The sequence below is a fragment of the Psychrobacillus sp. FSL W7-1457 genome (assembly GCF_038593405.1).
Taxonomy (GTDB): Bacteria; Bacillota; Bacilli; order Bacillales_A; family Planococcaceae; genus Psychrobacillus.
Genome location: NZ_CP151993.1, coordinates 2,611,980 through 2,636,617, shown reverse-complemented (window position 1 = coordinate 2,636,617; position 24,638 = coordinate 2,611,980). Strand labels below are relative to the sequence as shown.

At 36.3% G+C, this 24,638-nt stretch carries 19 protein-coding genes; 11 read left to right on the top strand and 8 right to left on the bottom strand.

The window, feature by feature from the left end:
- The first annotated feature begins 117 nt into the window (after window positions 1–117).
- From NSQ95_RS12785 to NSQ95_RS12770, 4 genes are all read left to right on the top strand, one after another.
- Window positions 118–2,778 carry a DNA translocase FtsK gene (locus NSQ95_RS12785; RefSeq protein WP_342559718.1) on the top strand — a complete coding sequence of 887 codons (2,661 nt, stop codon included), beginning with the start codon at window positions 118–120 and terminating at the stop codon, window positions 2,776–2,778.
- 112 nt (window positions 2,779–2,890) lie between these two features.
- Window positions 2,891–4,192 carry a UDP-N-acetylmuramate--L-alanine ligase gene (gene murC / locus NSQ95_RS12780; RefSeq protein WP_340882982.1) on the top strand — a complete coding sequence of 434 codons (1,302 nt, stop codon included), beginning with the start codon at window positions 2,891–2,893 and terminating at the stop codon, window positions 4,190–4,192.
- A 142-nt stretch (window positions 4,193–4,334) separates the two neighbouring features.
- Window positions 4,335–4,793, top strand: coding sequence for a DUF948 domain-containing protein (locus tag NSQ95_RS12775; RefSeq protein WP_340882983.1), 459 nt, complete (start codon window positions 4,335–4,337; stop codon window positions 4,791–4,793).
- Between the two features lie 20 nt (window positions 4,794–4,813).
- The gene (locus NSQ95_RS12770) at window positions 4,814–5,407 is read left to right on the top strand and encodes a YtxH domain-containing protein (protein WP_251556315.1); all 594 of its coding nucleotides are present in this window, start codon (window positions 4,814–4,816) and stop codon (window positions 5,405–5,407) included.
- Window positions 5,408–5,600: 193 nt separating this feature from the next.
- Here NSQ95_RS12770 and NSQ95_RS12765 read toward each other — a convergent pair whose 3' ends face one another.
- Together NSQ95_RS12765 and pilM are read right to left on the bottom strand one after the other, a co-directional pair.
- Complete coding sequence (locus NSQ95_RS12765; RefSeq protein WP_340882984.1) at window positions 5,601–6,389, bottom strand: YwqG family protein; 789 nt, start codon at window positions 6,387–6,389, stop codon at window positions 5,601–5,603.
- Window positions 6,390–6,434: 45 nt separating this feature from the next.
- Window positions 6,435–8,570, bottom strand: coding sequence for a pilus assembly protein PilM (pilM, locus tag NSQ95_RS12760; RefSeq protein ID WP_340882985.1), 2,136 nt, complete (start codon window positions 8,568–8,570; stop codon window positions 6,435–6,437).
- Between the two features lie 166 nt (window positions 8,571–8,736).
- On the opposite strand from pilM, the gene NSQ95_RS12755 reads away from it, so the two are divergent.
- From NSQ95_RS12755 to NSQ95_RS12745, 3 genes are all read left to right on the top strand, one after another.
- Entirely contained in the window at window positions 8,737–9,822 is a 1,086-nt protein-coding gene (locus NSQ95_RS12755) for a bifunctional 3-deoxy-7-phosphoheptulonate synthase/chorismate mutase (RefSeq protein WP_169360027.1), read from the top strand.
- Between the two features lie 119 nt (window positions 9,823–9,941).
- On the top strand, window positions 9,942–10,940 hold the full coding sequence (gene ccpA / locus NSQ95_RS12750; protein ID WP_169360028.1) for a catabolite control protein A: 999 nt from the start codon (window positions 9,942–9,944) through the stop codon (window positions 10,938–10,940).
- 222 nt (window positions 10,941–11,162) lie between these two features.
- On the top strand, window positions 11,163–11,636 hold the full coding sequence (locus NSQ95_RS12745) for a GNAT family N-acetyltransferase (protein ID WP_340882987.1): 474 nt from the start codon (window positions 11,163–11,165) through the stop codon (window positions 11,634–11,636).
- Window positions 11,637–11,829: 193 nt separating this feature from the next.
- Here NSQ95_RS12745 and NSQ95_RS12740 read toward each other — a convergent pair whose 3' ends face one another.
- The 3 genes from NSQ95_RS12740 to NSQ95_RS12730 all read right to left on the bottom strand — a co-directional run bounded on the left by NSQ95_RS12740 (window position 11,830) and on the right by NSQ95_RS12730 (window position 14,794).
- On the bottom strand, window positions 11,830–13,026 hold the full coding sequence (locus NSQ95_RS12740; RefSeq protein WP_340882988.1) for an MFS transporter: 1,197 nt from the start codon (window positions 13,024–13,026) through the stop codon (window positions 11,830–11,832).
- Between the two features lie 34 nt (window positions 13,027–13,060).
- Window positions 13,061–14,104 (bottom strand): winged helix-turn-helix domain-containing protein, encoded by a 1,044-nt coding sequence (locus NSQ95_RS12735; RefSeq protein ID WP_340882989.1) that lies wholly within the window; start codon window positions 14,102–14,104, stop codon window positions 13,061–13,063.
- A 246-nt stretch (window positions 14,105–14,350) separates the two neighbouring features.
- The gene (locus tag NSQ95_RS12730) at window positions 14,351–14,794 is read right to left on the bottom strand and encodes a GNAT family N-acetyltransferase (protein WP_340882990.1); all 444 of its coding nucleotides are present in this window, start codon (window positions 14,792–14,794) and stop codon (window positions 14,351–14,353) included.
- Window positions 14,795–16,192: 1,398 nt separating this feature from the next.
- Here NSQ95_RS12730 and NSQ95_RS12725 point away from each other — a divergent pair.
- Both NSQ95_RS12725 and NSQ95_RS12720 read left to right on the top strand, forming a co-directional pair.
- Entirely contained in the window at window positions 16,193–16,900 is a 708-nt protein-coding gene (locus NSQ95_RS12725) for a DNA alkylation repair protein (protein ID WP_340882992.1), read from the top strand.
- A 72-nt stretch (window positions 16,901–16,972) separates the two neighbouring features.
- Window positions 16,973–17,392, top strand: a complete 420-nt coding sequence (locus tag NSQ95_RS12720; RefSeq protein WP_340882993.1) for a hypothetical protein — start codon at window positions 16,973–16,975, stop codon at window positions 17,390–17,392.
- 46 nt (window positions 17,393–17,438) lie between these two features.
- Here NSQ95_RS12720 and NSQ95_RS12715 read toward each other — a convergent pair whose 3' ends face one another.
- Genes NSQ95_RS12715 through NSQ95_RS12705 form a run of 3 tightly spaced genes read right to left on the bottom strand, consistent with a single transcriptional unit; the run spans window position 17,439 to window position 19,930 of the window.
- Window positions 17,439–18,641, bottom strand: a complete 1,203-nt coding sequence (locus NSQ95_RS12715) for an acetoin utilization protein AcuC (protein ID WP_340882994.1) — start codon at window positions 18,639–18,641, stop codon at window positions 17,439–17,441.
- Window positions 18,611–19,258, bottom strand: a complete 648-nt coding sequence (locus NSQ95_RS12710; RefSeq protein ID WP_298468321.1) for an acetoin utilization AcuB family protein — start codon at window positions 19,256–19,258, stop codon at window positions 18,611–18,613. Before NSQ95_RS12710 ends, NSQ95_RS12715 begins: the two co-directional genes overlap by 31 nt.
- A gap of 39 nt (window positions 19,259–19,297) precedes the next feature.
- Complete coding sequence (locus NSQ95_RS12705) at window positions 19,298–19,930, bottom strand: GNAT family N-acetyltransferase (RefSeq protein ID WP_169361288.1); 633 nt, start codon at window positions 19,928–19,930, stop codon at window positions 19,298–19,300.
- Between the two features lie 172 nt (window positions 19,931–20,102).
- On the opposite strand from NSQ95_RS12705, the gene acsA reads away from it, so the two are divergent.
- Entirely contained in the window at window positions 20,103–21,821 is a 1,719-nt protein-coding gene (gene acsA, locus NSQ95_RS12700; RefSeq protein ID WP_169361289.1) for an acetate--CoA ligase, read from the top strand.
- Window positions 21,822–22,279: 458 nt separating this feature from the next.
- Entirely contained in the window at window positions 22,280–24,481 is a 2,202-nt protein-coding gene (locus tag NSQ95_RS12695; protein WP_340882995.1) for a penicillin-binding protein 2, read from the top strand.
- Window positions 24,482–24,638: the final 157 nt, after the last annotated feature.

The following is a 24,638-nucleotide window of genomic DNA, read 5'->3' as shown; positions in this document are numbered from 1 at the left end:
AGAAGTTCTTAAGCATGCCTAATAGGTATGCTTTTTTTCTACTATCTTTTATTTTTTAACAGACGTATACCTTAATTATTGGTAAAATAGAGGTATCGAGTAGAAAGAGTGATGTAAATGAATTGGTTTAAAAAATTATTTTCTAATAATGAGGAAGAACATATAGAAGAACAGGAAGTAGAGGAGTTAACTCCAAGAGAACCACGTACTCCTTTCCGCTTTCCATTAATATCGGACAGCGAAAAAAATGAATTTTTGTACGGATCAAAGGAAGAAAAGGAAATTATAGAGCCAGAGCCGATAAAACCCGAGAAGAAAATATATGAAGCTCCTCCCATTTATGAGGGCTGGCAGCAAAGGAAATTACAACCAACGACTAAAAGAGTGGAAAAAGTAATAGTGGACGAGCCTATTATAGAAAAGAAAAAACGGCCTTTCACTCTTACGCAGGTGCCTTCTCCTGTGTACGGCTATAATAAGCCAAAAGGTAATCTTCGTAACAGCTACCAGCAGGAACAAGTTGATAAAGAAGAAGTTACCATTTTAACAAATAAAAAAGTAGAACCAGTTATTCCTATTTTGAAAGAAGAAAAACCGGAACAATTGGTAACGACTACAGAATTATACGAGCAAGAAAAAAATGATGTGACGGTAGAGCCAGAAGTTCCTGTTTTGAACGAGGTTACAATAAAAGAAGAACCTACGTCAACGAGTATAGAAGTAGAAAGTTATGTACCTACACCAAAAGAAAAAGAGCAAGCGGTGGAAATGGTAACAACCCCAGACGAAATATTGGAGATAGAAACTGACAATATAAAAGAATATGCTGTTTCTGAGCTAGAGCAGCAAGGTAAAAAAGAAGAACTTGAGCCGATGAATAACGAAGTAGAAAGCTATGTTCCTACTTTAAAAGAAGAAGAACAAGCGGTGGAAATGATCGCAGCTACAGAAGTATTAGAGAAAGAAGATGCTGTTGAAATACTAGATTCTCCTTCATCGGTTATAGAAGTTTCAGTAGAGGAAGTGCGAGAACAAGAAGTTGAAGTAGAGGACCTGAAAGAACAGGTATTAGAGGTCGAAAATCAGCCACAATATATGGAAGTAGAGAAACTGCAACCACAACAAGAAGACGTTAAAGTCACTGAAACTAAGTCAAAAGAAAAAATTAGACCGTTTAACGTATTGATGTTGAAGTCAGATAAGGAAAAGTTGAATAAACTAGAAAATAAAATAATCCCTCTTTATCAAAGTCCTACATCTAACCGTTCCGTCGTGGAAGAAAAACCAATGGGAGCTCCTACACAGGAAAAAGTAGTCATTGAGGAAACAATTGCTGTTAATCCACCATTAGAGGAGGAACCTCAATCTACGTATGAAAAACCTTCCTTTAGTTATCTGTTACCACCCGAAATTAAGGATGAGGATAAAGAATGGATGGAAAATCAAGCTTTTACATTAGTAGAAGCACTTTCGTACTTTCAAGTAAGTGGAGAGATTGTCCAAATGGTCCAAGGTCCAGCAGTTACACAGTTTGAAATCACAGTTGGACATGGTACGAAGGTTAGTAAAATCCGTAATCTGGCAGATGATTTAAAGCTTGCACTAGCTGCTAAGGATATTCGTATACAAGCTCCTATTCCGGGGAAGCGTTCCATTGGTATTGAAATACCTAATAGAAAGTCACGTGCTGTTCGAATCTCGGAGGTACTTAATACAGATGTCTTTAAGGAATCAGATTCTCCTTTAGAATCAGCGCTTGGTTTAGATTTGACTGGTAAACCAGTGACTATTGATTTAAGAAAAATGCCACATGGTTTAATTGCAGGTGCAACAGGCTCAGGGAAATCTGTATTTATTAATTCCTTACTTGTAAGCCTCCTTTATAAAGCAACACCTAATGAGCTTAAGTTATTGTTAATTGACCCAAAAATGGTAGAGCTTGCTCCATTTAACCATATTCCTCATTTAGTGAGCCCAGTTATTACAGATGTTAAGGCAGCAACGGCAGCACTTAAATGGGCAGTCGAGGAGATGGAACGACGTTATCAGTTATTTGCTCATATTGGTGTGCGTGACATTAGCAGATATAATACTTTGGCAACTGAAAAAAGACAGTTTGCTCAAAAACTGCCATACCTAGTAATTGTTATAGATGAGTTGGCAGATTTAATGATGATGGCACCAACAGAAGTCGAGGATGCTATATGCCGTATTGCACAGAAAGCTAGAGCCTGTGGTATACATCTTGTTTTGGCAACTCAACGTCCTTCAGTGGATGTCATTACAGGTCTGATAAAAGCGAATATACCGACTCGAATTGCTTTTTCGGTATCTTCTCAAATTGATTCACGTACTATTTTGGATCAACAAGGTGCCGAACGATTGCTTGGTCGCGGGGATATGCTATATCAAGGAAATGGTATGTCAAGTCCAGTCCGTATTCAAGGTACCTATGTAACGGATGAGGAAATTGAAAGTGTTATTGAATTTGCTAGAAGTCAAGGTACTCCTGAATATATATTTGAGCAGGATGAGTTAATTCAAAAGTCGGAGGTTGCAGCCGAGCAAGATGATTTATTTGAGGAAGCCTGCCGATTTGTTGTAGAACAGGGCACTGCTTCAACGTCCTTGCTTCAAAGAAAATTCCATTTAGGCTATAACCGAGCGGCTAGACTAATCGATGCTATGCATGAGGCTGGATTCATTTCGGAGCAAAGAGGCAGTAAGGCGAGAGAAGTGTTACTGAAAAACGACACTTTAGACCAAATTTTTAGTTAAATATATTTATTAATATTACGTACTAAAAAGTGATATAATGGGGAATACGTCTAATAGACGAACGTTTAGACAATGTATATAAGTGGGAATAATCCCAGGAGGTTTACAACGTATGACAAAGTATCATTTTACAGGGATTAAAGGATCGGGTATGAGCCCGTTAGCACAAATCCTTCATGATGAAGGTCATGAAGTGCAAGGATCAGATATTGAAAAGTACTTTTTTACAGAAAAACCATTACATGAACGCAATATAAATGTGTTGCTTTTTGATGAGAATAACATTTCAGAAGGTATGACAATCATCGCTGGGAACGCATTCCCTGATACTCACCCAGAGATTGTCAAAGCGAAGGAATTAGGATTGGAAGTAATCCGCTATCATAAATTCTTAGGGGAATATATGAATCAGTTTACATCCATAGCTGTCACTGGTGCTCACGGGAAAACATCAACGACAGGGCTTCTGGCGCATGTTTTAAGTGGGTATAGTCCAACGGCATATCTAATTGGTGATGGTACAGGTAATGGGGTTGAAAACGCCTCTAATTTTGTATTTGAAGCTTGTGAGTATCGCAGACATTTCTTGGCATATAGCCCAGACTATGCGATTATGACCAATATCGATTTTGATCATCCAGATTATTTTAGCGATATTGAAGACGTATTTAACGCTTTTCAGGAAATGGCTATGCAGGTTAAGAAATGTATTATAGCGTGTGGGGATGATGCTCATCTTCAACGTATTAAAGCATCTGTGCCAGTAGTCTACTACGGATTTGGCGAACACAACGATTTTGCTGCTCGTAATATTGAAAAGACGACAGAGGGAACTTCCTTTGACGTATTTGTAAGAAACGAGTTCTATCATCGCTTTACCATCCCAATGTACGGGGATCATGTTATTTTAAACTCACTTTCGGTTATTTCTCTTTGCCATTATGAAGGAGTGCCTGCAGAGGTCATTCAGAGCGGCTTGGAGTCATTTGAGGGTGTAAAACGCCGTTTCACTGAGACTGTTATAGAAAATCGTGTAATAATTGATGACTATGCACATCATCCTACAGAAATTTCAGTAACAATCCAAGGAGCACGTCAAAAGTATCCGGACAGAGAGCTAGTAGTAATATTCCAGCCACATACGTATACAAGAACACAAAAATTCTTAAATGAATTTAAGGAAAGCTTAAGCCTGGCTGATGAAGTATACCTATGTGATATATTTGGCTCTGCTAGAGAAAATACTGGTACATTAACGATTGAAACACTAGGTGATCTTATAGAAGGTAGTCATATCCTTCAGGAAGACAACGTGGAGCAATTACTAAATCATGAAAATGCGGTGTATATGTTTATGGGCGCAGGAGATGTCCAAAAATATCAACAAGCATTTGAAAAAAAACTAAATAATTAATAAAAATGCTTAATCTCTTATGTAGATTAAGCATTTTTTAGAGGAGTTTTCAAAAAAAAGTAGTATAGTATATAGAGTAAGAAGTTTAGTTTGATTCATTTGGGGTAAAAATATTACATAACAAGAAATGGGGAGTGTCCACATGGAAAATCTTTTATACATAGCGGCAATTGTAGCAGCCATTGCTTTTTTAATCTTATGTATAAGCCTGGCGGTGACTTTGTCTTCCGTTAAAAAGACCTTAAACAATGTTGCCGAAACATTGAATGGGTTAGAGACACATTTACAAAATGTGACAAAAGAAACAGCCGAGCTTTTGCATAAAACAAACGAGTTAGCTGAAGATATTCAAGATAAATCTGAGAAGCTAAATACTGTGGTAGAAGCAGTAAAAAATGTAGGAACATCTGTCAATGGCTTCAACAATTCGATTCAACGTTTATCTACATCTGTTACATCAGAAGTGGAGAAGAACGAAGAAAAGATTGCTCAGGTTGTTCAGTGGAGTAGCATTTTCTTAGGGATCCGCGACAAATGGAAAGAGCGTAAAGCAATGGAGCAAGCAGGCTTTTATACATTTGAAAAAGATAATTTAAAATAATCTTACTGGAGGAATGGAATATGACAAATTACGAATCAAACAAACCAAATTACAATGATGCAAAATTTAACCAAGAGTACTATGCAAACCAATCTTCATATGACCGACAAGGACAGCCTAGCTATCCACCAATGCCTTCTTATAATGAGAGTCGTCACAATGTTTATAAGGACGAGGAAGTAAACGGTAAAGACTTTATCATGGGTGTAGTGATCGGTGGTATTATCGGTGCTACAACTGCTCTATTATTAGCACCAAAGACTGGAACTGAGCTTCGTGGTACGTTAAGCACACAAGCAGGTCAATTGAAGGATAAAACAATGGATCTTTCTTCTACTGCTAAAGAGAAAACAACTCAGCTATCTAAACAGCTTCAGGAGCAATCTGGACAGCTTGTAGAAAAAGTGAAAAATATTAAAGGTGCTCCTGCTTCTCCATTAGATGATGGCACTGCTTCTTCCGAGGGCGAAGAGCCAATGGAATTCATGGAAACCATTTCTAAAACGACAGAAGAGCTAACAGATGAAGAAGAAAACGCAACAGCTGTAGCGGAAGCTATTAAAGAAGCAATTGCAGAAGAAACTTCAGATTCTAAAACTAATACAACAAAATAATAAAAGATGTGGCCGGAGATATTTAATCTCATGCCATACAAAAAGTGAAATTGCATATTGCAATTTCACTTTTGTGTTTTTAAGGGGATTTATGCTTTGAAGTGAAGTCCCTGGTTAGTGGAATTAGGAAAAAACTCTTCTCTGAATCAAAGCCGTGTATATATGTAAGGTAGCCCTTTGTTGTATTTAAGGATTAAAAACATTGCAATGTAAATTGAACTTTATCGAATTGTTTATTAGCTAGTGAGGTCTTATCCAGACAGAAATATATGATGCCTGAATCGCCCCACATCAATTTTAAATCTTCTTCATCTGAATCAATCTGTAGAAGAAGAACAGCTTCTTCTGGTTTTAAATCAAATTCATCAAAAACATCATTTTGAATGCTAAATGGATACCCTAACATATAATGAGCCGGTTCGTAGTTCCCTTTCTCATCACTTGGCTGGATAAGTTCGTGCCTCATTTCAGAGTAGTTTTCTTCATCCTCATCACTAAACTCCATATCTTCCGTATACTCCGGTAATGTTAGCTCATTTGTGAATGTAACTTTAAAAACAGGCAAAGGGAAATAATCTTCTGTCTCTTCCGGGTATTCTTTCCTTTTTAACTCATTTTCATCTCCATCAAAGTATAAAACCTTAAAACATCCCTCGTCTTCTTCAAAACCCCAGGGCTGTTCTACCACATCATAAAATATATAAAGTATCCCACTAACCGGAAGAATATTTTCCGCTTTATATGGCTCTATTTCCTTTAGGTTAAATTGCCCTAAAAAAGAGAGCAAGCGATTGTTGTAGCTCGGAAACTCCCAATCTTCAGGAAAGTCCGGTAAACCACCAATTTTAGAGGAACCTAACGGAATATGCTCTTCCTCCATTTTATTTTTAATGATTTTAACTGATTGTCTTGCCGCGGTTAAAATAGCTGACTCTTGGTGCAGTAACTCGTGTTTGCGTAGCAATGTTTGTAAATCTTTCAATTTTTCACTTCCTACATGTTTGTTTTGAGTACAATATTTTCTCCACTAATTAAAGAGTATTTCTAAATGATCTCCACCGAAAATTTCTTCATCAAATCGAGAGGGTTGTCCATTTCTTAAGATTTGAAAAGAGCCGGCATTCTCGGGAAGGGTCCATTCCGAGAATCGAAAAACGTCCTGGAAAATCCATGGTGTAGTATTTATTTCTTCCCATACAAGTATTGAACCCGTACGCACAACATCATTTGCATGAATTGTGACTTCACCGATCTTAACAACTGAGCACTCCTTATAAAGTTTTACTTTTTCGTTTTGAAAGGTAATTTCTATTTGAGCATCTATTTTTTTATCTAATGCATTAGCAAGTATTTCTAAAGTCGGAGCTTCACTAGAGCTAATTGTGATTACATCGTTGTCCTTTATGGGACTTTCCAGTTTCCCTTTTACTCCGTTAATGAGAAGGGTAGGAGTTAAAGTAGGGATATAATGATTCTTTTCATTTATCGTTATGGTGTATGGTTTTAACTTATGAATATACATTTCTTTACCAATATAATGTAAAAGCTGTTCGACTGTTTGAACAGTCTCTATAGTAATTTTGTCTCTTTCCTTCAATTCAGTGTCAGCCGAAGATGGTACCCCGTTGATAAAAATCCTTGGCTCTACTATATGAGTTTCTCCTTCAAAGCTAAAGGACTGAGCTATTGCCTCATCAAGTAGGTCTCGTACGGTCGCAGTTCCTGGAGTTCCATCCTTACCTTCCATTAACTCTATGATGTCCAAATTTTTAATAATTGTTTTCGTAGTAGCTTCCAAGCCATTCACTTTGACTATTGCAGCCTGACCATGACCACCAGGAATATGGATTGTTTGGTTGTTCAGATGAATCGATAAGGCCACTCCTGGTCTCCCATATAGCTTTCTCGTAGAGATATTTGCTGCTAAAAGTGCATCACCCACTGTCATTTCCTTCAGTTCAAATAAACGAACAACCTGCTCGTTCACTTTTACTGACATATACTGAATAGGAGACTTTTTTGCAGCAATAGCAATTCCAATAGGTGTAACTAGCTCAGGAGAGACAGGGATATGTTCTTCCTTCGTTAAATTTTGTATCGCATCTATACCTCTTACAGCAACTCGGTTAGCCGGCAGACTCAAAGCTTGTTCCAGCGAAGTCGTAATGGTAGGTGTTAAGCTGCCACCTCCTACAAGCATGACAGCCTTTGGTGAACGATTATTATTTAAACGTAAGATTTCTTTTGATATTTCACTAGCAAGTTCTGTGATCGTTGGTTTTAAGGCTGCAATTACCTCATCTTTTGGTACGTCCTGTTCAAAACCAAGTATGTCCTGAATTTGTATGTATTCATTATTATTAATCGCTCGTTTAGCTTTTTCAGCAAGAGGGAAGTCTAACAAATAATGCTCACTTAATGCTTCCGTGATTTCATCTCCAGCATACGGAACCATGCCGTAAGCAACGACAGTTCCAAAATCAGTTATAGCGATATCTGATGTTCCTGCCCCAATATCCACTAGTGCTACGTTCAGTCGTCGCATAGAAGGGGGGATTAAAACATTAATAGCAGCAATTGGCTCGAGTGTTAATGCTTCCATCTCAAGATTTGCACGCTTTAAAGCTGATATAAGGGACTCTACAACTACTCTAGGTAGGAAGGTAGCAATTACTTCTACTGAAGCCTCATCGCCTTGCTGGTCAACTAGGCTGCCGATTTCATCACCATCTAATCTGTAATAAAGTACACTGTAGCCAACACAATAGTAATGGCTGGATTGTTTATCGATATCAGGATGCACCAAACTATTCTGTGCATGCTGCACTGCAGAGAGTTCCAGCCTGCTCACGTCCTCTTCAGAGAAAATTGGGCGATTTTTTATATCCATTTTCACTTCAGCTTGTTCTGTTTTTAGAGCACGTCCAGCAGCGGCCACACTTACCTTCTCTAGAGGACCATGCTTTTCTTCTAGCTTTTCTTTTATAGATTGTATAACTTCAGCAACTTTGAGCACATTATGTATTTGACCATCCAGCATCGCACGATCCTTATGTTCTTCTACGAGGATGTCTACCACATGGAAAGACCCATCTCGTTCCTCTAAAATAATACCTACTACCGAACGGGTTCCGATATCTAATGCAAATAGGGTTGATGACAAGTTCTCACTTCCTTTGTTGGATAAAACACTTTAGCGAGTTGAATCGCTAAAATAAAAAACGTGACATTCTTAGATTAATTGATTATAATATATTTTATATCTTAAAATGTATCACAATTTTCAGGCGATAGAAAGAGTCGTAGCTGAAACGAAAGGAGAAATATCTATGAATCAAATGGATTTAGAGGCTTTACGAAGCCGAGTTGATGAGGTCAATGTAGAAATTTTACGTTTGATCAATGAAAGAGCTGGAGTAGTACAAGAAATAGGTAGAGTAAAAGAAAAGCAAGGTGTTAATAGATATGATCCTCTTCGTGAAAGACATATGCTAGATCATCTTAAAGAACACAATGATGGTCCTTTACCACAATCTACTGTGGAGCATATTTTTAAAGAAATTTTTAAAACGGCTCTAGAATTACAAGTCGATGATCAGAAAAAAGCGCTTCTTGTTTCTCGTAAAAAGAAATCAGAGGACACAATCGTAACGATTAACGGTGAACAAATTGGTACAGGGGCACCATCATTTGTATTTGGTCCATGTGCTGTAGAATCATATACACAGGTTGCAGAGGTTGCTGCTGCAATCCAATCTAAAGGTCTAAAGCTAATTCGCGGTGGAGCATACAAACCACGTACATCTCCTTACGACTTCCAAGGACTTGGATTAGAAGGATTAAAGATCTTAAAACAAATTTCTGAAGAATTTGGTTTAGCGGTTGTTTCTGAAATTGTGACTCCAAGTCATTTAGATGAGGCACTTGACTATGTAGATGTCGTACAGGTCGGAGCACGTAATATGCAAAACTTTGAGCTATTAAAGGCAGTTGGACAAATTAATAAGCCAATCCTTTTAAAACGAGGAATTGCAGCTACGTTAGATGAGTTTATCCATGCTGCAGAATATATTATGTCACAAGGAAACGATCAAATCATCCTATGTGAACGTGGTATCCGCACATATGAAAGAGCTACTAGAAACACCTTAGATATCTCAGCAGTGCCAATCTTAAAACAAGAAACGCACTTGCCAGTATTTGTAGATGTAACACATTCCACTGGACGTCGTGATATTCTTTTACCAGCCGCTAAAGCTGCAATTGCCATTGGTGCAGACGGGGTAATGGCTGAAGTACATCCAGATCCAGCGGTAGCATTATCTGATGCTGCTCAACAGATGAACTTAAAACAATTTGATGAGTTTTACGATTCCATCCAAAAATTCATGAAAAATCATGAGATTCACGCATAAATTGACACAAAACCGACTCTAAATAAGAGTCGGTTTTATTATATAATTGAAAGTTATTAAGGATATAAAGTATTATTTACATATATACTATAAATTAGATAAGTAAAGGAGGGAATACAATGACTATCACTATTTATGATGTAGCCAGAGAAGCAAACGTATCGATGGCCACTGTTTCCCGTGTAGTTAATGGCAATCAAAACGTAAAACCAGCAACTCGACAAAAGGTGTTGGCTGTGATTGAACGATTAGATTACCGACCAAACGCAGTGGCAAGAGGCTTGGCAAGTAAAAAAACAAAAACGGTAGGGGTTATTATTCCTGATATATCAAACGTGTTCTATGCCGAGCTTGTTCGAGGGATAGAGGATATTGCTACGATGTATCGCTATAATATTATCTTAACCAATTCGGATCAACAGGAAGAAAAAGAAGTTCAGTTATTGACCACCCTCTTAAGTAAACAGGTAGATGGTGTAGTTATGATGAGTGACTATATTTCAGAGGAAATGCTACATGAGATGAACCGTTCCAATGTGCCAGTTGTTCTGGCAGGCACCGTGGAGCATTCTAATTCTTTCCCTTCTGTAAATATAGAGTATCGTGAGGCAGCTATCGATGCAGTAAATCGACTAATCCAAAATGGACACAATAGGATCGCTTTTATATCGGGTTCCATTTCTTCTCCTATTAATCGTGACTTTAAGCTTGCAGGTTATGAAGAGGCGTTAGAAAATGCAGGTATCGATGTAGATGAGGATTTAATAGTAGGTGTCGATAACACGTATGACGATGGTCTAATAGCGTGGGAGCAACTAAGGAAATTAGAGAATCCACCAACAGCATTTTTTGCTGGAAGTGACGAACTCGCAATCGGGCTTATTCACGGAGCGCAGGATAGTGGATTAAATGTTCCTAATGATATCGAAATTATTAGCTTTGAGAATTCTAAGCTTGCTCGAATGGTTCGTCCACAACTAACTAGCGTTGTGCTTCCTTTATATGATATAGGAGCAGTTTCTATGAGACTCCTTACGAAGTTTATGAATAAGGAAAAAATCGAGGAACAAAATGTAGTGCTTCCTTATCGTATTGAAGAAAGAAAAACAGTAAAATAAAATATATGGAGAAAGAGTCATGAATTTCATGGCTCTTTTTTTGTGGTTGTTTTTTTGAAAAGTGATACACTGAAAGTAAAATAATACTAGTTTAGGATAATATATCTTAAGCTAAAGCTTTGTTAAAGGAATGGCAGGTTTATACGGACTGCTTTGGAAAAAGGGATGATATTTAATGTAGTAATCTTAAATAAATAATTGAGAGAAATGGGGTATTAGCAAATGAGTATTAAAGAAATAACGATAGAAAATAGAGAAAAGGTTGTTTCATTTTTTAAGGAAAATTGGGGAAGTACTGAGATGGTAGTTTCAACAGGGATCTATCTATGCGATCAATTGGAGGGCTTCATATTCGAGGATAACAATCAGATTGTTGGGTTAGTTACTTATGTTACTAAAGATAATGAAATGGAGGTTATTTCATTAGATAGTCTCCAAGAAGGAAAGGGCATTGGCTCTTCATTAATGGAAAAGGTTGAATACATAGCAATGCAAAAGAAACTCCAAGTAGTAAGTCTAGTAACGACAAATGATAATTTGAACGCTTTGAGATTTTACCAAAAAAGAAATTATAGAATTACATCTATTATTCCTAATGGTGTAAACAAGGCACGAAATTTAAAACCTACCATACCTTTAATTGGACATGATGGAATCCCACTAAATGATGAATTAATTTTAAAGAAAATATTGTAGGACATAACTATGTTAGAGGTAAAGTGTGATTTTAAATACATATAAAAAATGAGCTAGGATATTTTCTCCTGGCTCATTTTAATTTTACTAACGCATCCGCATATCTGTGATTAACGATATTTTTGACATAAAAATAAACCACCAAATGATGGTCATATTATGTTAAAGGATGTGTTAGTTTAAGGGAAACGTTTCACAAACTCCTGATATCTAAAACACGCTGCTTATTTAAATATAGATACCCAACCAATGATGTAATACATATCACACTACCAATTACAAAATATAATGTTCGAATACTAAAAAACTGAACGGTTACTGTAGCAAATAAAATACCTAATGGTAACATTGTTCGCATTATCAACAAGCGAACCGAAGTTACTTTTCCCATTAAATGATTTGGAATTGAACGTTGTATGAGTGTAATATTATATATATTAAAAATAGCTATAGCCATACCCGCCATACATTCTGTCAAGACTGCAAGAAAATACCACGGTGTAATACCTAACGAAATATATGTACATCCTCCAATGAATAACGCAGTAAAAAGATTACCCAGACCCTTAATATTTATTAGCTTGGAATTAAGTAATGCACCTATTGTGTAACCAATTGGAAAAGCCGCCATAAACAAACCATAGGCCGAATAAGGCTGATTTAATATCGTAGTTATATAAGGCAAAGTTGTCACGATCGTTACGCCTACACCAAATTGGACAAAGCCGAAAAATATTCCCAGCCATACAATTAATTTATGTTTGAAATAGGATTGAAGTCCTTCTTTAAACTCTACAATCCACGGTTTTCTAACAGCTATTTTTATATAATTTTCATTAATTTTTAACAAAGTAAGAGCACTTAGTGTAAAAGCGATTGATATAATAACTAGTATCCACTCTATCTCGAAGACATCTACTAGGACACCTGATAAAAGCGGTCCCATAACCGCCATGACTTGTCGTACGGACTCTAACGATGCATTTGCTTGTGGTAGTTTTTCTTTTTCAATAATCGTTGGTAAAATGGCTTGATTTGCCGGTGTGAAAATCGGCATAATTATTCCAACGATAATTTGAACGATATAAATAAAAGTTATCGTAAAGTTATCTTGAAAAAGAAATAAGACGAAGATAGAGGCGAGCAACATTCGGATTAACTGACAACTAATCATTATCCATTTACGACTCCAACGATCAATATATGGTCCAATAAATAACTGCATAAAAAAAGATGGTATGTAGTAAATCAGCCATACCAATCCTAAAGCAGTGGGTGAGCCGGTTAACTCGTAAATTAAAATTGAATTACATGCAGTAAATAGAGCACCGCCTAATTCCGAAGTTGCACTACTCAGCCAAATAGAACGAAAGCTAGGATTGTTTATCAATAGTAAGTCGCCTTCCTTTTTATCCTCTTTTTCATTACTTTCTTAAATATAGGTTTAGTTCTTCATATAAAAATGCGACCGCATTCCTTTTAAGTGAATACTTAGATTCAATGATTTCCACTAATTTAGCTGATCTCAGAATTTTGAGGTGATGATGAATTGTAGATTTACCAACGTTTAATTGAGTAGTAATGTCTTGTAAAGTACGGTCATTTTCGTACAGTAATTTAACAATCCTCATTCGTACTTCATCTCCTAATGCCTTATATTTAAGTACTAAAAAGTCATTTGGTGTGTATCTATTATTGGGGGTAATACTTTCATTCGCTACGGGATAATAAAATACTTTAGTGCCTTCAATATCTGCCTCTATATTCCAAGGGCGATATATATATTGGGGTATTAAAAGAACATTGTTTACACTTGGTTCTGGCATATAAACAATTCCTCCAGTTGCCCATTCAACCAGTCTTTCAGAAGTCATTTTGTCAGACATTTGCTTTTTCATATCATAGTCAGTTTGTAGTATTGTCTTAAGTTTTTCTAGATCTTTATTAATAACAGCTTCATACCAACCTTTCATCACTACTATAAGGTGTTCTTTTAGAAAGCTGACATCTGTTGTACTAATGAATTTAATGTATCGTGGAAAAAAGGGATTGTTGCTTGTTAAGTATTTCATTTCCTCAATAGCCGCTTCCTCGCCTAATGCTGCTTTATTTCTTATGAGTTGAAATTTCATGCCAACAAAGGGTAAACAAATAAATTTAAAATCTGTATCTGGAATATCCATTATGTAGGAAGTAAACTCCAATAAATCGTTAAATCTTTTCTTATGTAGCAATTGTAGTAGGGCTTTCCAAGTATTGTTGCTTTCAACAAAGTTCAAATGCTCTAATAGTTCTTTTGAGAAGGATTTTTTCAGGTCCTCCCAATGATCCTCTGGGTTTTCTAAAGTTTTAATAAATGGGGTATTGGTTATTGCAGCTATCCCCAAAGCACATTCCCACAAAACTGAGTATTCTAGTTGAATTTGATAGGATTCTCTTCTCTTACTTGTAAGATTTAAAACATCCACTTTAACACCTCTTTAATATAATTTATATTCTTAATATTCATTCTATATTTATAGAACACAAAATTCAACAAGTATAGAATTAAAATTCCTATTAAATTTAAAATACCCCATTCGTTTTGAATGGAGTAAGTGGGTATGCTTAAAATATTGGCATTCTAATCAATTCCTTATTCAACTAATTAACATATGTGCAACCTCAAAAAGGAAGTATGTAATGTCTTTTGGAAACGGCACTTAACTTCAAGCTCATTTTTCAGGTATGTATAACCGCATAAAGAGATAACCGTTCTCCATGTCGTCTGTCATCTCAAAGCCTGCCTTACTCCAAAAACTTTGAGCAACGCTATTTTCACGTTCAACTGGTAAAGAAATTTTACTTGCGTTGCACTCTTTACACAGGTATTCAACGCAAAGCTTAGCGGCAGCCACCCCATAACCCTGTTTTTGAAAATCTCTATCTATCATGAAATTAATGATTTGAGGGTTATTTTCGCCAATATACATTAGAACATAGCCCACCATAACATCACCGGCATAAATCGCAAAGGGACGAGAAGCATCGTAAAACACCCACGCCTCCGCTAAAGACCACGCTACAGAATCTACAAAGTCATCATTGGTAACCGATGAACGTAAATTCAAACACTCCTCGTAATTATCTTCATTAATATTTCTTAATTCTACCAACATTGATCAAAGTTTCTCCCCTTTTTTTATTGGAATAAGATTATTCATATCAAACTAAATGGCCCTATTGTTGAAATAGCACAATTCATAGTTCGAGAATTGAGCCCGATTGCTGAACACAAGTTAAACAACACACTTATTGTTTTGGACATAACAACAGACAGACAACCGAAATGATGGCCATATTTTGATAAAGGACGCGTTAGTTGAAGAACAAATATTTTAGTTGGATAGTTATACATCTGATTTTTGATTATTACTTTTTAATTTTATAAACTTAATAATGAATAGAATTATAACTAAAACCATAAGATACTGACCTAAATGGAGTAGTCCTGTTCCTAAGGGAAAATTTATTGCATATTCTTTTTGATATTCCAATAGTTCATTATTACTTATAAGATCGATATCTTGTAAAGGGATAAGGATGGTTTGTAATATAAATCCAATTACTATTAAACAAATTGATATAAAGCTTATGCTAAAAAGTGTTATCTTATTGAACATAAATCCCATAATATCACCTCATTTTTTTGTTACTTCTTACACAGATGTATTCACATAATAAAAGTTGTACGATATTACGCAGTCGTGAAAATCCAAGTAATCAAAAAATTGGTTAGTGGTTTTACACTTCCAAGTCTTCATATTATTGGACTCCTTAAATAAAAAATCATTAATAAATAAAATATGGTATTATTTAGGTAAAAAGGAGTTGGTTCAGATAGGGATTATAATTCTTTTAATATTCTTCATTGTCTTGGGTATAACAAACTTGATGGCATTCAAAATTGCTGGAAAAAATAAAAGGAAAAGAATCTGGGCTGGAATAATTGTCTTACTTTTAACGCCTTTAGTTTTTTTTGTTACATATGCAAGTGTGAGTCCCTTTGACCCTGGTGGGTTTGCAACTGGGATGCTTATGGTATTTTTTAGTTTTTTGTTTGTACTTAATGGTACGATTATCATAGTAATCGGTATATTTACGCAGAGGTCTAGAAACATCTAAGTTGGGCAAAGTATGCGAAGATGATCAGGTAAGATGCTCTTATTTGCTTGGGTGCAAAAGAGTGATAGTAAAAGTCTTTGCGAATTTTAAAATTTATTTCCTCTATCACTATACCAATAGAAAGCACCTACGATAAAACAGATAACAAAGAATAACAAACCGATAAACAATAAAATGGTAAAACCCAAATGTATACCTCTTTTCTCGGCAATCTTTAATAGTATTAGCTATGAATCTTACGAAATTATATTTAACACAGTAGTTAAAAATTACTTTTTCTTACAGCTTATTATAATTTAATCTCTATAAATTAGAAATCTATTATTTTTAAGATGAAATGAATGTTAGAAATAAGCGTATGTCAAAAATATAAAGTGGGGGAGTAGCTAATCATGAATATTGAAACGGTAATGCAGGAGCTTGAAGCGTTAGGTAAGGAACGGACTAAAAAAATATACCTTTCTAATGGTGCCCGGGAACCGCTTTTTGGGGTAGCTACAGGGGCAATGAAGCCAATTGCAAAGAAGATTAAAATTAATCAGGAGTTAGCGGAGGAGCTTTATGCGACAGGGAATTACGATGCGATGTACTTCGCAGGAATTATTGCAGATCCTAAAGCTATGAAGGTGTCTGATTTTGAGCGTTGGGTAAAGGGGGCATATTTTTATATGCTGTCTGATTACGTTGTAGCCGTTACATTGTCCGAGTCTGATCTTGCGCAAGACGTTGCCGATCAATGGATTGCATGTGATGAAGAGTTAACAAGGTCAGCTGGTTGGAGCTGTTATTGTTGGCTATTAGGAAATAGAAAAGATGAGGAATTTTCTAAGAGTAAGATATCTAATATGCTGGATATTGTGAGTAAAAGCATACATGATTCGCCAGAGCGAGTTAAATCCTCTATGAATAATTTTATTTACACCGTGGGTGTTTCCTATTTGCCGCTTCATGAAAAGGCTATAGAAACTGCTAAATCAATAGGAACAATAGAAATAAATCAGCATAAGAAAAAAAGTAGCCTTCTGGATGCATATAGCAATATACAAAAAGAAATAGATAGGGATAGACTTGGTTTTAAAAGAAAATATGTAAGATGCTAATTTATAAAAATCCTTCTTGAGTATTCATTAATAAGATTATGACTTCTAAAAAGTATAGAGAGAAGGCGTTCTGTGAAGAAAATTGCATGGATAGCGGTTATTGTCGTAACTATAGGTATAATTTTTATGAGATTTGGAATGGGCAACCAGGAGTACTCTGCGACAGACATATTAGAAAATGCAAACTTTAATTTAGATAACCAATTCTTAAATGTTCATAGTATTGATGTAGAAAGAGAAAATATATTTGAAGAAGTTGAAATTCCATTAGAAAGACAGCACGATCTCATAAAGATTTTTAAGAATGCAAAATTTATACCAGCCGAATCAACTGCTGATCATGATTATCGAATTAACATCACACTAAATACAGGCTATGCGATGTTCCTTGATTCAAAGAGGAGTTCCCTTTATGTTATCAGTTCAGAGAAAAACTACGAGATGAAGGGTGGGGAAGAGTTCTTTGCCATTTTAAATAATGCAGAGAAATAAAAACAGAGTGGAGTTAATAACCACCCTGTTTTTTTATGATAAATTATTAGTCTAGCTTTTTGTATGACTTTTGACTTCGCAGCTGATACAAAGCTTTATCTAGCATTTGCTTGTTCTTTTCCGTTATCTCTAGCTTTCTAGGAATAGGCTCATAGAGTGGATTTGGATCCATCCACGTTGGGATAAAGGGAATAGGTGACTCTGCGCTCCATCTATCGAGCCAGGCCTTTGGAAGATTCCCAGTTGGCGATGGAATGTCATTCATCTCCATCCAAAGTAAAGACCAAGCCCTTGGGACGACTCTCCAAATATCATATCCACCACCACCAACCGCTATCCAACGACCTTCACAATACTTATGTGCTAGCTCGTGGGCAAGTTTAGGTATTTCTCTATAGATATTCATCGTTCCATACAAGTGCGTGAGGGGGTCAAAATAATGAGCATCGGCACCATTTTGACTTAAAATAACATCAGGCTTAAACCATTCGACAATCTCCGTTAAGCTTGTCCGATAAATATCCAGAAAAGAATCATCCTCTGTAAAGGCATCGATGGGGAAATTAAAAGAAGTTCCATAGCCTTCACCAGTTCCTCTTTCGGTAATATTTCCGGTTCCAGGGAAAAGATATCTTCCGGTTTCGTGAATAGAAACAGTACAAACATTAGGGTCGTCATAGAAGCTCCATTGCACGCCATCACCGTGATGAGCATCCGTGTCTATGTAAAGTACACGAGCATTATACTTTTCCTGCATATATTTAATCGCAACGGAACTGTCATTATAGACACAAAATCCAGAGGCTCTGCCTTTAAAACCATGATGCAGTCCACCACCTAAGTTTACCGCGTGATTGGATTTTCCCTCCATTACATAGTCTACAGCAGTAAGTGTGCCTCCAACTAAGCTGGCACTTGCTTCATGCATTTGGGGGAAAATTGGGGTATCTTCCGTTCCAATCCCATAACTCTCATATTTGGAGGTACTCTCTGTCTCTTGACTAGCTTTTTTAACAATATCAATGTAACTAGGGTCATGCACTAAACATAGTTCTTCATCTGTTGCTATACGGGGTGCCACAATATCCGAAGGTGATAGTGAATTCATTTCCATTAAAAGGTCAACAGTAAGTGTCAGGCGTTTTTGGTTAAAGGGATGAGTTTCTGAAAATTTATAACCAAGCTGATTTTCTGAGAAGATAAAAACAGCATTCTTTTTCATACATTCAATCCCGGCTGGCTTGGCCATAAAACCTCAAAGCCGGCATCTCTTACTGCTTGAACCAATTTGAGAGGATTCATCGTTTTGACACGTAGAACGAGAATCTTGTATTCACTATCATTTTTATCGGGATATACTAAGACGCTAAGTAAATTCACTTTTTGCTCATAAATTACTTTAGATATTTCAAATAAGACGCCTGGTCGGTTGGGTACCCGTATTTCCATCTGAGATCCCGGCTGATGCACACCTGTCAGCTCGATAAATTTATAGAGAAGATCAGATTCTGTAATCATGCCGACTAGCTTTCCTTGACTCACTATAGGTAGGCAACCTATACGATTATCGTAGAAAATACTAGCTGTTTCTTCGACAAAATCAAGAGGGTGCCCAGTAATAGGGTTCTTAGTCATAATTTTTTCTAATGGTAAATCTAAAATTTCCGCATCTTTTCTATCCTGTAGAGAGGAGGGAGTTGCTTCCTTTAAGTCACGGTCTGTTACCACCCCTAAAACTTCACGTTCCTTATTAACAATTGGTATGTGCCTAATACGTTTCTCCTTTAAGACTTTTAAAGCATCATTTATAGTATGTGACGGTGTTAAAGTAGGTACTGATGTATTCATGATTTCTTCTACAAGCATAAAACCAAACCCCTTTGTGAGAAATTTAAAACATCTTCCTTAATACATGAAGCGATTCATAAAGCGTAATTGATCAAATTGCTGGATGGATTCATTGTCCACACGGCTACCGATTTTGGCCATCAAACAATTGGCTGGATGGGAGCTGATCTCTGGATCATCTGTTGCAAAATATTCAAGGCCACCAGCCATCATCATTTTTTCCATCATCTTTCGGTACTCCCATACATTTAAACCGGTTCCTTTTAAATCCCAATGCCAATAATATTCAGTTGTAATCGTTATATAATCTTCCATCGCATCGTCCATCATAGAGACTCTGAGTAATTCTTTTCCGACTCCAGTTCCACGGTATTTTGGAATAACTTCAATAGCCCCTAATTCTATTAAGTTTTCCATGTTCCCTTGGGACCAACGTTCTAGTGGGTCTGGATGAAGAAACGTACAGTATCCGACAATCATGTCCTTTTCTCTAACAATGATAATCCTACCCTCTGGTAACTTTGCAATTTCGATAATTGCCTTATGTTGTTGTTGAGGATTTCGAAATGCTATTAAATCCTCATGGAAAGTCAACTTGGCTAATTCTTCAGATGCTACGGGTCCTTCAATAGTAATTGGACCATGCTTTGTCTCTTTCTCTATCGAATAAAATACTTTTTTATGTTCCACATATTCACCACCTATAATTTAGTTACAGTTGCCACTATTATACATGATTTTTTAGAAAGAAAGCGATTACTTCAGTTATGTAACAAAACATTCAAAAAAGTTAAAACATTAGCATTACTTTATGAGAGTATTGTAGAATATAAGAGAGTATATTTAGAAAGGGTGAATTGGGATGAAAATCGAAGCGTTACCAGTAGTACAAGAGGAGTATCAATTAAAGGACTATGAGAAAACTGCTCAGGATTTTCAATGGGAGGAAGCTGAAAAGTCTTTTTCCTGGTATGAGACAGGCAAGGTGAATATGGCATACGAAGCGATTGACCGTCATGCAGCATCAGATATTAAGGACAAGGTAGCCTTATATTATCAAGATGTTGATCGCAAGGAGTCATATACATTTGCTAACATGAAAACCTGGACAGACAAAGCTGCAAACGTTTACAAAGAGCACTCTAATTTAGCAAAAGGGGACCGCCTATTTATTTTTATGCCAAGATCTCCGGAATTATATTTTGCTTTGCTAGGGGCAGTAAAAATGGGCGCAATTGTTGGTCCATTGTTTGAAGCCTTTATGGAAGGGGCAGTGTATGATCGTTTGCTCGACAGCGAAGCGAAGGCAATTGTGACTACACCTGAATTGCTAGGAAGAATACCTTTAGACCGTCTACCAGATTTGGAAACTGTTTTTTTAGTGGGAGACAATATTCAAGAGGATGATAAATTTGTAGACTTTAATAAGGCGTTAAACAATGCCTCTGATGAGTTTGAAATAGAATGGGTAGATAAAGAAGATGGACTTATACTACATTATACTTCTGGCTCTACTGGTAAGCCTAAAGGAATATTACATGTTCATTACGCGATGGTACAACACTATCAGTCCATGAAATGGGTTATGGATATAAGAGAAGATGATATATATTGGTGTACGGCAGACCCAGGATGGGTTACTGGAACTTCCTATGGAATATTTGGACCTTGGCTGGCTGGAACAACTTCTCTGATCTTAGGTGGGCGTTTCTCGCCTGATGCTTGGTATAAAGCAATAGAAGAATACAAGGTTACTGTCTGGTACAGTGCTCCAACTGCTTTTCGTATGCTAATGGGTGCTGGGGATGGCATCGTGAAGAAATATGATCTAACCTCCCTGCGTCATGTATTATCAGTTGGTGAGCCACTTAACCCTGAGGTTATTAAGTGGGGGATGCAGGTATTCAATAAACGAATTCATGATACTTGGTGGATGACTGAAACAGGCGCTCAAATGATTTGTAACTATGGCTGCCTTCCGATTAAGCCCGGTTCCATGGGAAAACCATTGCCAGGCATTAAGGCTGCAATTATTGATAACAATGGAGTAGAGGTCCCGCCATTCACAATGGGTAACCTTGCCATCAAAAAAGGATGGCCATCTATGATGCGTCAGGTTTGGAAAAATCAAGAAAAGTTTGAATCCTATTTTATCAATGATGAATGGTACTTCTCGGGAGACTCTGCCTATATGGATGATGATGGTTATTTCTGGTTTCAAGGAAGAGTAGACGACGTAATTATGACCTCAGGTGAGCGTGTAGGTCCATTTGAAGTAGAAAGTAAATTGTTAGAGCATCCTGCAATTCTTGAGGCAGGAGTAATAGGAAAGCCAGATCCAGTCCGTGGAGAGATTATTAAAGCATTTGTTGCTTTAAATGAAGGGTATGAGCCTTCTGATGAGCTCATTGCAGACATTCAGCAATTTGTGAAGAAGGGTCTTGCCGCTCATGCTGCTCCTAGAGAAATTGAGTTTAAGGATAAGCTACCTAAAACTAGAAGCGGTAAAATTATGCGCCGAGTATTAAAGGCATGGGAATTACAGCTTCCAACTGGTGATTTATCTACGATGGAAGATTAGTAAAGAAATTTGGACATAACTATTCTAACATTTAAGGAAACGTGAAATCGGGAAAAACGATTTCACGTTTTTTTACTTAAATTATAAAGTCAGTCTGTTTTCTTACATCACTACTACGCAAGTAGGGAAGGGGAATGGGTTATAGCTCAACCAGTATTAATTTTTATCAATAACCTTGCTAAAGAGGTTAAAAATAGATATTTTGTCAAACAAAGTAATATAAATGGTATAATAAACCAATAAATTAAAATATTATGGCTCAATTTTTATAAACTACAAAAGAAACTCAGAAATATCTTTTTAAGTTATTGAAGTTAATCCCTTATATAGGTGGTTTGGTTTGTATTGTTACTAGGGTCTTAAAAATTAGCCTAGGAATATCGTAATAAAAACTGGAATAATGCTTGTTTCCTCAGAAATTCTAAATAAGAGAATTATTATATAAAGAAGGTGCTCCCATGCGAAAGACCTCCAACAAACATGCAAAAAGCACGAAATCTAAACAACGAAAAACTATTACTTTTCGTATGAATGTATTGTTTTTCTCGATATTTTTACTTTTTACAATGCTAATACTAAGACTAGGATACATACAAATCGTTAAAGGAGAAGACTATACAAGTGATTTAGAAAAGGCTGAAGAAGTCCGGATAAATACCGGTGTACCCCGTGGCCGAATATTTGATAGAGAAGGAAGAATATTGGTTGATAATCTTCCGCTACGAGCTATAACGTATACAAAAATGCAAACAACGAAGTCGAAAGATATGTATATAATTGCAGAAAAATTAAGTGCATTGATAGAAAAGAAACCAAACAATATTACCAAGAGTGATTTACAAGATTTCTGGCTAAAAAAATATCCAAAAGAAGCACAAGAATTGGTATCAGAAGAAGAACGAAAAGAAATAGAAACAGATAAAGAAATAGAAAAAAAAGAACAAAATAGAGCGATCGACCGTTTGGTTAGAAGTAGAATTATGGATGAACAGTTAAATTCTTTTACTCCAGAAGAATTAGAAATAATTGCAATTTATCGAGAAATGGCAGCAGGATATGCATTAACTCCTCAGATTATTAAAGGAGATGACATAAAAGAAGAGGTTACTGTTGAAGAATTTGCTCGGGTTTCAGAAAGACTGGGTGAATTAGAGGGGGTTAATACGACAACCGATTGGAGAAGAGTAAAAACTTCTTCACTAGCTATATTAGGTTCAACTACATTGCCAAAAACAGGTATTCCAAAAGAACGATTAGATTATTTCCTATCTAGAGGTTATTCTCGAAATGACCGTGTAGGTACAAGTTATATTGAACAACAATATGAGGAAGTGCTCCAAGGTCAAAAAAGTGTCGTTAAAAATATAACGGATGGGAAAGGAAGAGTTGTCGATACTCAGACAGTTTATGAAGGAAAACCTGGGAGAGACTTAGTATTAACAATGGACAGTGAAGTTCAATTGGCGCATGAGGAAATATTAACTGAAGAACTACTGAAATTTAGTAAAAACAGTGGAAGTCAATATCTGCAAAATATTTATTTTATTATGATAGATCCTTATACCGGTGAAATACTTTCATTAGTAGGTAAGCGGCTTGGGAAAAATGAGAAAACAGGTGCAAAAGAAGTTTATGACTACGCATTCGGCACATTTACTAATGCATACGAAGTTGGATCCACTGTGAAGCCAGGTACTATACTTACAGGTTATCGGGAGGGAGTATATCCAATCGGGGGCTCGTTAGTGGATGAACCTATCCTAATTAAGGGATCTCAACCAAAAAGTTCTGTATTTAACCGCTCCGGAAGTATACGAATCAATGATTTACAAGCTCTAGAGCTCTCTTCTAATGTATATATGTTTAAAACTGCATATGGTATTGCTGGAAGTACTTATAGACCAAACCAACCTATTAATTTTGGGAAAGATGCCTTTCTTAAAATGAGGAGTGGTTATGCTCAACTTGGACTCGGAGCATTAACGGAGATTGATTTGCCAGGAGAAGTGAATAGGGTTCCAGATGGATTTGAAGATGGTAAGCTACTAGATTTAAGTATTGGACAGTATGATACTTACACTACATTGCAATTAGCTCAATTTGTTTCAACGCTTGCTAATGGTGGTAATAGAATTCAACCACATGTTGTGAAAGAAATTAGAGAACCTTCTGAAGATGGCGTCCAACTTGGTAACTTAGTAAAAGAAATTACGCCAACTATATTAAATACAGTAGATAATACACGCGAGGAAATCGAACGTGTTCGTCAGGGGATGAGACTTGTATACTTTAGTAGCAGAGGTACGGCGAATAAAGCCTTTGGGAATGCCTCGTTTACAGGGGGAGGAAAAACAGGTACTGCTCAATCTAGTTACTTTGATACAGAAATGTGGCAAACATTTAATACTGTAAACTTAACACATATCGGTTTTGCACCGTATGAAAATCCTGAAATAGCATACGCCCTCGTTATCCCACACGCTTCGTTGGAATCATCATACAAAACAAATTTTGCTACGCCTATAGCACGAAGACTTGTCGATAAATATTTTGAGATTAAGCAAAAAAATAATGCGACATCCGTAAATGATTTAACTATTTCTCCATTTATAAAACCAGCATTTACAAATACTAAAATAGATGAAGAAGAAACAAAATAATAACTCTCTAAAAATTAAACGGAGTTTTATTTCATTTCGTTCGTTTTTGAATGTAATACTCGATATGGGACTCATTAAAACCACAAGATTCATTAGATACAAGGCTGAAATAATAACTAAAATCATCCTCTATAAATTTAATTAAATTTAATCTTTT